The 12,528-nt window shown below is 32.1% G+C and carries 10 protein-coding genes and 2 tRNA genes; 11 read left to right on the top strand and 1 reads right to left on the bottom strand.

Going from position 1 to position 12,528, the window contains the following annotated elements:
- Positions 1–216 precede the first annotated feature (216 nt).
- The 5 genes from B4E95_RS04445 to B4E95_RS04465 all read left to right on the top strand — a co-directional run bounded on the left by B4E95_RS04445 (position 217) and on the right by B4E95_RS04465 (position 3,712).
- Complete coding sequence (locus B4E95_RS04445; protein ID WP_291090244.1) at positions 217–2,133, top strand: ABC-F family ATP-binding cassette domain-containing protein; 1,917 nt, start codon at positions 217–219, stop codon at positions 2,131–2,133.
- Between the two features lie 74 nt (positions 2,134–2,207).
- Positions 2,208–2,687 (top strand): DNA-deoxyinosine glycosylase, encoded by a 480-nt coding sequence (locus B4E95_RS04450; RefSeq protein ID WP_219034386.1) that lies wholly within the window; start codon positions 2,208–2,210, stop codon positions 2,685–2,687.
- Positions 2,688–2,856: 169 nt separating this feature from the next.
- Positions 2,857–2,929, top strand: a tRNA-Gly gene (locus B4E95_RS04455).
- A 24-nt stretch (positions 2,930–2,953) separates the two neighbouring features.
- Positions 2,954–3,037: transfer RNA gene (locus tag B4E95_RS04460), tRNA-Leu, on the top strand.
- A 69-nt stretch (positions 3,038–3,106) separates the two neighbouring features.
- Positions 3,107–3,712, top strand: a complete 606-nt coding sequence (locus B4E95_RS04465; protein WP_221856091.1) for a DUF6331 family protein — start codon at positions 3,107–3,109, stop codon at positions 3,710–3,712.
- Between the two features lie 58 nt (positions 3,713–3,770).
- Here the strand turns inward: B4E95_RS04465 and rho are convergent, their stop codons facing one another.
- A complete protein-coding gene (gene rho / locus B4E95_RS04470; RefSeq protein ID WP_280036679.1) occupies positions 3,771–5,408 on the bottom strand; it encodes a transcription termination factor Rho in 1,638 nt (545 codons plus the stop codon).
- A gap of 175 nt (positions 5,409–5,583) precedes the next feature.
- On the opposite strand from rho, the gene B4E95_RS04475 reads away from it, so the two are divergent.
- The 6 genes from B4E95_RS04475 (at position 5,584) to B4E95_RS04500 (ending at position 12,100) form a co-directional block, all read left to right on the top strand.
- Entirely contained in the window at positions 5,584–5,997 is a 414-nt protein-coding gene (locus B4E95_RS04475; protein WP_038332961.1) for a DUF4293 domain-containing protein, read from the top strand.
- A gap of 488 nt (positions 5,998–6,485) precedes the next feature.
- Positions 6,486–8,672 carry a glutamine synthetase III gene (locus B4E95_RS04480; RefSeq protein ID WP_291090249.1) on the top strand — a complete coding sequence of 729 codons (2,187 nt, stop codon included), beginning with the start codon at positions 6,486–6,488 and terminating at the stop codon, positions 8,670–8,672.
- A gap of 176 nt (positions 8,673–8,848) precedes the next feature.
- Positions 8,849–10,369: a T9SS-dependent choice-of-anchor J family protein gene (locus B4E95_RS04485; RefSeq protein WP_284584112.1), complete on the top strand. Its 1,521-nt coding sequence runs from the start codon at positions 8,849–8,851 to the stop codon at positions 10,367–10,369.
- 110 nt (positions 10,370–10,479) lie between these two features.
- Positions 10,480–11,571, top strand: coding sequence for a peptide chain release factor 1 (gene prfA, locus B4E95_RS04490; RefSeq protein WP_291061389.1), 1,092 nt, complete (start codon positions 10,480–10,482; stop codon positions 11,569–11,571).
- Positions 11,572–11,660: 89 nt separating this feature from the next.
- Positions 11,661–11,876 (top strand): hypothetical protein, encoded by a 216-nt coding sequence (locus B4E95_RS04495; protein WP_291075834.1) that lies wholly within the window; start codon positions 11,661–11,663, stop codon positions 11,874–11,876.
- Between the two features lie 77 nt (positions 11,877–11,953).
- Positions 11,954–12,100, top strand: coding sequence for a hypothetical protein (locus tag B4E95_RS04500; RefSeq protein ID WP_291061393.1), 147 nt, complete (start codon positions 11,954–11,956; stop codon positions 12,098–12,100).
- Positions 12,101–12,528 lie beyond the last annotated feature (428 nt).

Raw genomic sequence — 12,528 nt, forward strand, 5'->3', positions numbered from 1 at the left:
AGTAAGTTGTTCATTGTAAATATTTTAAAGTTAAATTAATTTACTTATTTTCAATGAAATGAACAACTTTATTCTTTATTAATCAAAATGAACAACGGGTTTATATTTAGCTAAATATACATCATTATTAAAATTAATTTTTACTTTTTTCAGTTATCTTAAAAAACCTTAAAGTGTTAAGTTTTCATCTAACAAAAAACATTGTATTTTTGCAAAATGTTATTAGTACAAAATTTAGGAGTTTATTTTGCGGGTAGATATTTATTCGAAAACGTTTCGTTCCGCATCAACAAAGGAAACCGTGTTGGTTTGGTAGGGAAAAATGGAGCAGGAAAATCTACTTTGCTTAAAATTTTAGCCAAAAGTCAGCAATCTTCAGAAGGTGAAGTTGTTTACGAAGGCGACGTTACAATCGGATATTTATCGCAAGATATTGATTTTGTACAAGGAAGAACGGTTTGGCAAGAAGCGGATTCTGCTTTTGAGCAATTGGTTGAAATTCAAGAACGTATTGATTTTGTAAACAAAGAATTAGCTGAAAGAACAGATTACGAATCGGACGAATATGGAAAATTAATTGAAGATATTTCTCATTTAACAGAACGTTTCGGACTTTTAGGTGGTTACACAAAAGATGCTGAAATCGAACAAATTTTAATTGGTTTAGGATTCAAAAATTCAGATTTTCATCGCCCAACAGAAGAATTTTCTGGAGGTTGGAGAATGCGAATTGAATTGGCAAAACTATTGTTGCAAAAACATGATGTAATGCTTTTAGATGAGCCTACCAACCATTTGGATATCGATTCGATTGTTTGGTTAGAAGATTTCTTGAAAGATTATCCTGGAGCTGTTGTGTTGGTTTCGCACGACCGTCAATTTTTGGATAACGTAACTAATCGTACAATCGAAATTGCAAATCGCCACATTTCTGATTTTAAAGCGAATTATACGCGTTATTTAGAATTGCGTGAAGATCGTCGCGAAAAATTAGAGCAAGCACAGAAGAATCAAGAGCAAATGATTAAGCACACGGAAGATTTAATTTCAAAATTCCGTGCAAAAGCTAATAAAGCTTCGATGGCGCAATCATTAATCAAAAAATTAGATAAAATAGAACGCATCGAAATTGAAAATGATGATGTAACGAAAATGAATATCCGTTTTGTGGATGCTGTTCAGCCAGGTAAAATTATTTTCGAGTTAGATGATGTAGGTGTTGCTTTTGGTGATCATCAAGTTTTTGATCATGTTTCTTTTTATGTTAATCGAGGAGAAAAAGTAGCTTTTGTTGGTCAAAATGGTCAAGGAAAAACGACTTTATCGCGTGCGATTATCAACGAACAAGAGCATTCAGGTAAAATAAAACATGGACATAATGTAGAAATTGGATATTTTGCCCAAAATCAAGCACATGTTTTGAATGATAAATTAACGGTTTTAGAAGAAGCGGAAAATTCTGCAACAGAAGAAACACGTAAACATGTTCGCGACTATTTAGGAGCATTTATGTTTGGTGGCGAAGCGGTAGAGAAAAAAGTTTCAGTTCTTTCGGGAGGTGAGCGAAATCGTTTAGCGTTGTGTAAATTATTGTTGCGTCCATTCAATGTATTAATCATGGATGAGCCAACGAACCACTTGGATATTGTATCAAAAGAATTGTTGAAAAAAGCTTTACAAAAATATTCAGGAACATTAATTTTAGTTTCTCACGACCGTGAATTTTTAGAAGGTTTAGTGGATAAAGTTTTCGATTTCCGTAATGGTCAAGTGAAAGAATATCTTTCTGGAATTGATGATTATTTAGCACAAATTAAAGCGGGAAGTTTCCGTGAAGTGGAGAAAGGAAATAGTTTGGCTGCACCAAAAGAAGAGAAGCCGATTGAAGCTAAAATAGAACAAGCGAAACGAGTTTTATCTTTTGAAGAAGAAAAAGAGCAAAAACGTCTTAAAAATAGATTGTCAAGAATAGAAACAGAGATTTCTGATTTAGAAACTAAGATTGCCGATTTAGAAAATAAGTTGCATGCAGGTTCGCAAACGCAACAAGAATTAGATAAATACTCGAATCTGAAAAATGATTTAGACAAAAAAATGTTAGAGTGGGAGGAGGTTTCTGAACAAATTATCTAATGATAGAAATAGAAAAAAAAGTGCTACAAACTGTAGCACTTTTTTTGTACATTATATTTTTAGAATAAAACAAAATGCATAAACAATCATTTGCTGCAATTATATCAGAACTACCAAAAACATTAATTCTTGGCTCTTTACCTGGTGATTTATCGTTAGAAGTCAATCAATATTATGGACATCCGCGTAATCGATTTTGGAAAATGATGTTTGAGATTTTTGAGACAGAATTTTCAGAAGATTATGAAATAAGAAAACAACTTATTTTACAGAATAAGTTTGCGCTTTGGGATGTTGCACATTCTGCTGACAGAAAGGGAAGCATGGATGTGGATATGAAAAATGTTTTGCCAAATCAGATTGATGAATTGTTGAATGAATATCCTACAATTGATAAAATAATTTTCAATGGAAAGAAATCAGAACAATTATTTTGGAAATATTTTGATGAAAAAACATCTATTGAGTATATTTCTTTGCCAAGCACAAGTCCTGCAAATGCTCAATTTTCTTACGAACGATTGATTGAAATCTGGAAAAATGCAATTATTTAAGATGAATTTTTAATGTTCAAAATAATTTAATCAAAGAAAAGTAAAATTATTTTAGTGCTTAAAAATATTATGATGAGAAACTTAGCTTTTGATGTAAAATAATTATGAAAAAAATGTTTCCTAAAAGTTTTGTAATTAAAAAAGCTGTTCTATATTTGCACTCACAATCGCGGGAATAGCTCAATTGGTAGAGCGTCAGCCTTCCAAGCTGAATGTTGCGGGTTCGAGTCCCGTTTCCCGCTCTAACTTCTTTCTTAGAAGTGGATGCCTTGGTGGTGGAATTGGTAGACACGCAGGACTTAAAATCCTGTGTCCATTAGGACGTGCGGGTTCAAGTCCCGCCTGAGGTACAACAAAGCTCAAGAATTTATTTTCTTGGGCTTTTTTTGTTTTATATTTATAGGGTTAATAAATGCAATATGAATCTTCTGAAAGAAATAAATCGAAAATTTAATAAGTCTGATATTGAAAATGCGTTTAATTTATTAAATGATATTGATTTTACTCGACTTTCAAATGATAAGAGTGTTATTCAGAGTTCGTTAATTCAACTTTCACAAGGGAAAATAGATTCATTATATATGTATCTTAAATTAATTTATAAGAAAGAAGATGATGTTATTCAAGCTGCAACTTTATTAAAAGAAAATTCACACCATATTGATGATATTAAGATTAGTGAAGATGAGTATATAAAATGGATACCATTAGAAAGTAATGTAATATTTATAAATATTGATAACTTATTAGCTAATACGTATGATTTTTGGGATTCGTTATCTACAGAATGTGTGTTTGAATGTTGTGGAATAAAAGCTTGTGATTTTACTTTTGATAGAATTATTCAATCGATTCAGTTGTTCGATAAAATTGAACTTTTGAAAAATTTTAATGATATAATTTTAGAAATAAACTTATTAAATGCTGATGAAGTTTATAGTAATCATCTTAATCAAAGATTTAATAAAAATGTCTTTTTGGAATTACTTAAACATATTGAGTCTTATATAAAGTTAAGTATTTAAAACAAAAAAACCACCTAAATAACTTTAGATGGTTTTTGAAATTATAAGTTGTAATAAATTACTTATTCATTGAGATTAAAAACTCTTCGTTAGAGCGTGTATGTTTGATACGATCGTGTAAGAATTCCATCGCTTCTACAGGATTCATATCCGATAAATGGTTGCGAAGAACCCACATTAATTGTTGTGTTTTGTCGTCTAATAACAAATCGTCTTTACGCGTAGAAGAACTTACTAAGTCAATTGCAGGGAAAATACGTTTGTTCGAAATCTTACGATCCAATTGTAACTCCATATTACCTGTTCCTTTAAATTCTTCGAAAATAACTTCATCCATTTTAGAACCTGTATCAATCAATGCAGTTGCAATAATTGTTAAAGAACCTCCATTTTCGATGTTACGAGCAGCTCCAAAGAAACGTTTTGGTTTGTGTAATGCATTTGCATCAACACCACCCGATAACACTTTACCAGAAGCTGGCGAAACAGTATTGTAAGCACGTGCCAAACGCGTAATAGAATCTAAAAGAATCACAACATCGTGTCCACATTCTACCATACGTTTTGCCTTCTCTAAAACGATATTCGCAACTTTTACATGGCGATTTGCTTCCTCATCAAACGTAGATGCAATAACCTCTCCGTTTACCGAACGTTTCATATCTGTTACCTCTTCTGGACGCTCATCGATTAATAAAACAATCAAATAAACTTCTGGATGATTTTGCGCAATTCCATTCGCAATATCTTTCAATAACGTTGTTTTACCCGTTTTTGGTGGCGCCACAATCATCCCACGTTGACCTTTACCTATTGGTGTAAATAAGTCAATCACGCGATTTGATAAAGATTTAGAATTACTTAAATTGAATTTCTCGTTAGGGAAAAGTGGAGTTAAATGCTCAAAAGCGATACGATCACGTACATAATCTGGCGTACGACCGTTGATTTCTTTAATTTTGATTAAAGGAAAATATTTTTCACCTTCTTTTGGAGGACGAACTTCTCCTGTAATTGTATCTCCCGTTTTTAATCCAAATAATCTAATTTGAGATTGAGAAACATACACATCATCAGGCGAAGACAAATAATTAAAATCAGATGAACGTAAAAAACCATAATTATTATCTGGTAAAATCTCTAAAACACCTTCAGTTTCAATAATTCCATCAAATTCATAATTCGCAGCGCGATATTTATTTTTTTGATTTTGATTGTTGTGGTGATTATTTTGTTGAGATTGATCGTTTTGATTACGATTATCAGATTGATTATTTTTCTTCTGATTATTTTGGTTATTCTTTTTCAGATCTTGGCTTTTGTTTGCTCGTTCCTGAAATTTATTAACGCGAGGATTATTTTCTTCCTTTTTTTCTGTTTCGGTAGAAATATTTTCAACTTTTTCAGTTTTTACTTCTTCTGCAACAGCCTCTTTTTGTTGAACTTCTCCTTCCGAATTCTGAACTCGTTTGCGTTTCGGTTTCTTTTCTTCTGTAGGTAGATTTTCAGCTTTATCTTTTTTAGCAGGTTTTGTTTCAGCTTTTTCTTCAACCTTTGGTTGGCTGTTGATAAAACCTAAAACAGCGTCTAACAATTCGCCTTTTTTTAATTTCTTATACCCATCGATTTTCAGTTGCTCTGCAACTTGTTGTAAATCTGGTAATTTGAATGATTTTAATTCTTCGATATCAAACATAATCCTATAATGAAGGTATTAATGTGTTTATATTTTTTTTATTCAATAAAGTAATTGGGAATCATAACAATAGAATTGTTATAAAGCGTATAAATTTGAGATTTATTAATGCAATAGTACGAATAATTATAAAAACTCAAAAAGTTTTTTTACATTTGTATTCGAAATTTAAGAAATGATTCAAAGAAAGCAAAGTATATATTTATTCTTAAGTGGAATAATTTCGAGTATATTCGCCATGAATTTTGATAAGCTGTTTGATATTCCATTAAATTGGTTACAAAATCCGGAGAAAGGAGATTACATTTTTTCGTTAGCCTTTTTCTCATCAGCTTTAATTTCATTTTTAACCATTATGTTTTTCAAAAAACGTAAGTTACAAATTAGCTTAGGATGGTTAAACATTATTTTGAATGTTTTATTAATTGGTTCTTTTGTATATTGTCTATTAACATTACCTGGAGAAGGAAATTCTGAGAAAGGTATTTGGGCATTAGTTCCTTTAGCTTCGATTGTGCTTCTGTCAATTGCCAATCGTTTGATTAAGAAGGATGATGATCTTGTAAAATCAGTAGACCGTTTCAGATAGACCAAAAACTTTTTATATTATGAGTGTCTAAAAGCAGTTTCAAGCAATTGAAACTGCTTTTTTCGTTTCATTAAATTTCTACTTAAAATCACCACATAGATATATAGCTTTTTTAGTTCATAAATAATATTAGATGTACGAATCGTTTTTATCGAAAGATAAAGAACGATTAATTTCTAATCTAACTTATCTATTTCTATGTATCTATGTGTTTAAAATAAGTTTAAACAACATTACTAAAAATCTTCCATCAATATTATTTTAATAATTCCTCTTAAGTTTATCGAATTGTCATTCCAAAAATCATTCGAATGTTAAATAAAATTAATTTTAGTGTAAAATTTCTATGTTATTTGTATTAAATAGAGGGGTGTTAGGTTTATTATGTGTTAAATTTTTACCTAACCCCTAAAAAATTAGGGGTGTTTTTATTTTATGTTTAATTTTTATTTATTTTTGTACCATAAAACAACACAAATTATTTTTTTATGACATCATTTCGTTTTGAAGCATTAAAAGCCGCAAGCAATCGCAAACCGGTAGCTGTTCCTGAAATAGGTAAAAAATCAGAAATTTTTGGAAGCAATGTTTTCAATGATAAAGCTATGCGTCAACATTTAACTTCAGAAGCATATAAAGCCGTTCGTTCTGCAATGGATTATGGTACAAAAATCGACCGTAAAATGGCAGATTTTGTTGCTTTAGGGATGAAAGAATGGGCGATGAGCAAAGGTGTAACTCACTATACGCACTGGTTTCAGCCATTGACGGGAACAACAGCAGAGAAACATGATGCATTTTTCGAAACTTCATTTGATGGAAGTGATCCTGTAGAAAAATTTAGTGGATCATTATTAGTTCAACAAGAACCAGACGCGTCTTCTTTTCCAAATGGAGGAATTCGTAATACATTCGAAGCGCGTGGATATACAGCTTGGGATCCTACTTCTCCAGCATTTATTTTCGGAACAACATTATGTATTCCGACAGTATTTGTTTCGTATACAGGAGAAGCTTTAGATAATAAAGCGCCTTTGTTAAGAGCACTTTTATCAATTGATGAAGCAGCTACAGAAGTAGCGAAGTTTTTCGATAAAAATGTGAAAAAAGTAACGCCGACTTTAGGTTGGGAACAAGAATATTTCCTGATTGATGATGCTTTAGCGGCTTCTCGTCCAGATATTTTACAAACTGGTAGAACGTTGTTAGGACATGTTTCGGCAAAAGGTCAGCAATTAGAAGATCATTATTTTGGTTCGATTCCTACGCGTGTTTTAAATTATATGCGCGATTTGGAGAACGAATGTATGTTGTTGGGAATTCCTGTAAAAACTCGTCACAACGAAGTAGCTCCAAATCAATTTGAGTTAGCGCCAATTTTCGAAGAAACGAATTTAGCAGTTGATCACAATTCATTGTTAATGGATGTGATGCAAAAAGTAGGAGAGCGTCATCATTTTAAAGTGTTATTCCACGAAAAACCATTCAAAGGAGTTAACGGATCAGGAAAACACAATAACTGGTCGTTAGCAACAGATACTGGAGTAAATTTATTAGCGCCAGGAAAAACACCAAATAGCAATTTACAGTTTTTAACGTTTTTTATCAATACCATCAAAGCAGTTTCAATTTACGAGGAATTGTTACGTGCTTCTATCGCTTCGGCTTCTAATGACCACCGTTTAGGTGCGAATGAAGCGCCACCAGCAATTATTTCGATTTTTATTGGTCAACAATTGACAAAAGTATTGGAAGAATTAGAAGGTGTTTCGACAGGGAAATTATCTCCAGAAGAAAAAACTGATTTAAAATTAAACGTTGTAGGTAAAATTCCAGATGTTTTATTAGACAATACTGACAGAAACAGAACTTCTCCTTTTGCTTTTACAGGAAATAAATTCGAGTTCCGTGCTGTAGGATCGACTGCAAACTGTGCAAATGCAATGACAACGTTGAATGCAATTGTTGCAAAACAATTGATCGATTTCAAAAAAGAAGTTGATGCGTTGATTGAAACAGGTTTGAAAAAAGACGAAGCAATTTTCAATGTTTTACGTGAGTATATCAAAGAAACAAAGAATATATTATTCGAAGGGGACGGATACAGCAAAGAATGGGAAGAAGAAGCGGCTCGTAGAGGATTGTCAAATCACAAAACAACTCCATCTGCTTTAAAAGCAAAAGTTTCTCAAAAATCATTGGATTTATTCTCGGAACTTAATGTAATGAACAACACAGAAGTTGAAGCGCGTTACGAAATCGAATTAGAAGATTACATCAAGAAAATTCAGATTGAAGGTCGTGTTTTAGGTGATATTGTGAGAAATCATATTATTCCGACAGCTTTCAAATATCAAAACATATTGATCAAAAACATTAAAGGATTCAAAGATATTTTTGGAGATGATTATGAAGAATATGCAGGCGAGCAATTAATTATTTTGAAGAAAATTTCGATGCATGTAAACGAATTAAACGCAAAATTGCACTTAATGATGGATGCACGTAAAGAAGCAAATGTGATTGAATCTTTAGAAGAAAGAGCACATGCTTATTGTGACAAAGTAAAACCATATTATTACGAAATTCGTTACCATGCTGATAAGTTAGAATTAATGGTCGATAACGAATTCTGGGTTTTAACAAAATACAGAGAATTATTATTTACGAGATAATATTTTTAGCAATAATTCACAAAACCGATGAGAAATCATCGGTTTTTTTTATTCAATTAATTTATAAAGTAATTATTTTGAATAATTATAAAAAGTCTTTTTTAACACTATAATTTTGTTGTTTAAAAATATATTTTATATGTTTATAAAATATTAACATTTAAAATGAATTACTTATGAAGAAAATTTTATTTTCAATTGCGGCATTATCAGGCTTAACGATTTTATCTGCGCAGAATATTTCTGAACAATATAGAGAAGGGTCTACCGCGAAAACAAAACAAGAACAATCTACTCTTTCAAAAAAAGCTTATAGTCATATAACTGCTAAAGCTGATGAAACAATTTTATGGTCTGATGACTTTGACGACAAAGATATTTCTGATTGGACATTGTATGATGAGGATGGAGATGGCTACGAATGGTCTTCAGTTCAATCTACAGATAATGATGGAAATCCAGTAGGTTCTCCACTTATTACTTCTGCTTCTTATATGAATTATGTAGGTCCATTAACACCAGACAATTGGATTGTATCTCCAGAAATAGATTTAACAAGTGTAGGAACAGGAGAAACTGTTGCATTGAAATATGGCGTATGGGGATCAGATCCTTTATATGCAAAAGAAAACTATGCTGTTTATGTTTCTACAACCAATAATCCAACTGCTGAAGCAACACAATTATTTACAGAAAAAAACTTAACAGGAACTGAAGCAGAAAGAACAGTTGATTTATCTGCATACGCAGGACAAAAAATCTATATTTCATTTAGACACTTTGATGTAACAGATCAGTATCGTCTTAATGTAGACAATGTTTCTGTCGTAAAAAGTACAACAGCTACAGGAGGTGGTGATGAAGAAGATGACAATGTTATATTCTATGATGGTTTTGAGGCTTACGACGATTTCGTATTTGAAGACTTTGGAGATTGGAAACAAGTTGATTTAGACGGAGGACAAACTTGGGCTATTGAAGATACGACTTTTGATAATCAAAACTACGTAGGAGCAGGTATTATTTTTAACAATAGTGCGGCAGAAAATGGTACTTTACCAACTTATAAAGGAAATAAAGGATTATATTTCTTTGCATCTGGAGCAAACGGTACAGCATATCCAAATGATGATTGGTCTATAACTCCAAAAATTTCTTTAGATAAAGTAAAAGATGCTAAATTAGAATTATACGCTCAAGGTAATCAAATTTATGGACCAGACCAGTTTAACATTGGTGTTTCAACAACTCCAAATGTAGAAGATTTTGTATTCTTGAATAGTACAGAAATAGTACCTCCAGGATTAACTTGGACAAAATACGAATTTGATTTATCAGCATACGAAGGAAAAGAAATTTACTTAGCTATCAATTGTACAACAGATGATGGATTAGTTTTAATGATTGATGAATTTAAAGTAACAGGAACAAAAGAAAACTTAGGTCTTTCTTCTGATTTAAGCAAATCTAAAGTTGCACTTTATCCAAATCCTGTAACGAATTCATTCGAATTGAAATTAGATCAAAACTATAATACTTCCAAAGTAAAAGTTACAATTGCAGATATGACAGGACGTAAAGTTAAATCATTTGCAAATGCAGCTTCTTACAATGTTTCTGATTTAAGTGCAGGTATTTATGTGGTAACCGTTTCTGATGGAGCACATACATTTACTCAAAAATTAATCAAAAAATAAATATTAGATTAATCTATAAACGATAAAACCGATGAGAAATCATCGGTTTTTTTTATTCAAATTTTCTGAATCCCTTGAGTTATTGTATCTTTGCAATCCAATAAAAGTATATGGCAGATTTAGGTCTATTAGATAAATTAAGAGCAATCAAACAACGTTTCGATGAGGTAGCAGATTTAATCATCCAACCAGATATCGTAACAGATCAAGCTCGTTATGCGAAATTAAACAAAGAATATTCTGATTTGAAAGACTTTGTTGAAATGCAAAAACAATACGAAAACTTAATCAATGTAATTGAGGAAGCAGAAGAAATTATTCAAGATGGTTCTGATGCTGAAATGGTTGAGTTAGCTAAAATAGAAAAAGACGAAGCAATCAATGCGATTCCACCTTTAGAGGAAGAAATCAAAATGATGTTGATTCCAAAAGATCCAGAAGATGAGAAAAACATCATTGTCGAGTTACGTTCTGGTACAGGAGGAGATGAGGCAGCGATTTTCGTAGAAGATATTTACCGCATGTATTCAATGTATTTCAAAGAAAAAGGATGGAAACACGAAGTGTTAAATACTTCTGAAGCATCTGGAAAAGGATACAAAGAGTTGGTAATGCAAGTAGAAGGAAATGCAGTGTACGGAACAATGAAATACGAATCGGGTGTTCACCGTGTACAACGTGTTCCTGAAACAGAATCACAAGGACGTGTGCATACATCGGCGATTACGGTTGCGGTTTTACCAGAAGCAGAGGAGGTTGATGTAGTGATTAATCCAGCAGATTTGGAGTATCAAACAGCGCGTTCGTCTGGTGCGGGAGGACAAAATGTAAATAAAGTTGAAACGAAAGTTCAATTAACGCACAAACCTTCTGGAATTGTAATTGTTTGTCAAGAAGCGCGTTCTCAACACAAGAACCGTGAAAAAGCGTTACAATTATTACGTACGAAATTGTATGAAATAGAGTTCGAGAAAAAACATTCAGAACGTTCTGCTCAGCGTAAATCATTAGTTTCGACTGGTGACCGTTCGGCTAAAATTCGTACATACAACTATCCGCAAGGACGTGTAACAGATCACCGTATCAACAAATCAATTTATAATTTAGATAACTTTATGAATGGAGATATCCAAGAAATGATTGATGCATTGAAAATGGCAGAAAATGCAGAAAAATTAAAAGGTTCGGAAGAAGATTTCTAACATCAATTCTAAATCTTAGATCATACAAAACACTTCAAGAAATTGAGGTGTTTTTTTATATATTTATAGTATTAAGAATAAAACGAAGGATGAAAACAAGAGTTAAAATTTGTTGTATTAGTAGCAAAGAAGAAGCGCAACAAACGATAAAATGTGGAGCGAATGGATTGGGTTTGGTGGGTAATATGCCAAGCGGCCCTGGAGTAATTGGTGATGATTTAATCAACGATATTGCTCAAATTGTTCCACCAGCTGTTTCGTCTTTTTTATTAACAAGTGAAACAACTGCCGAAGCAATTATTTAACATTATAAAAAAGTTTATACGAATACAATTGGGCGATTAGCAAAAAAATCAGAGAAGAATTTAACATTCCTCTATTTTTGGCTGGAGGTCTTAATCCTGATAATGTTCGTGAAGCGATTGATGCTGTTCAGCCTTTTGGCGTAGATATTTGTAGCGGTGTACGAACTGACGGAAAATTAGACCAAAAGAAATTAGACGCTTTTTTTAGAGCAGTTAATGGATAGAAAAAAACTCCTTGTCAAGGTTTTAAAACTTGACAAGGTTTTTTAGTTTGTGTTCTATGACTGTGTAATATAGTTTTGTCATACAGACAAGACGAAAGCTTAGTTATTAGTTGAACCTTACCTGAGTGCTTGGTTTATTATAAACAGGTATGTTTATCCTTACCTGAGTCCTTGGTTGATTATAAACAAGGGTGTTTTACCTTACCCGAGTCCTTGGTTGATTATAAACAGGTCTGTTTTACCTTTCCTGAGTTCTCGGTTTATTAGAAATAGGTCTGTTTTACCTTACCTGAGTCCTCGGTTTATTACAAACAGGTCTGTTTTACCTTACCCGAGCCCTCAGTTGATTACAAACAGATCTGTTTTACTTATTTAGTTATTAAAACTATTGTTTGATAATAATATATTACCGGTAGTGCATTTGTATT

This window comes from Empedobacter sp. UBA7494 (assembly GCF_002478465.1).
GTDB lineage: Bacteria > Bacteroidota > Bacteroidia > Flavobacteriales > Weeksellaceae > Empedobacter > Empedobacter falsenii_B.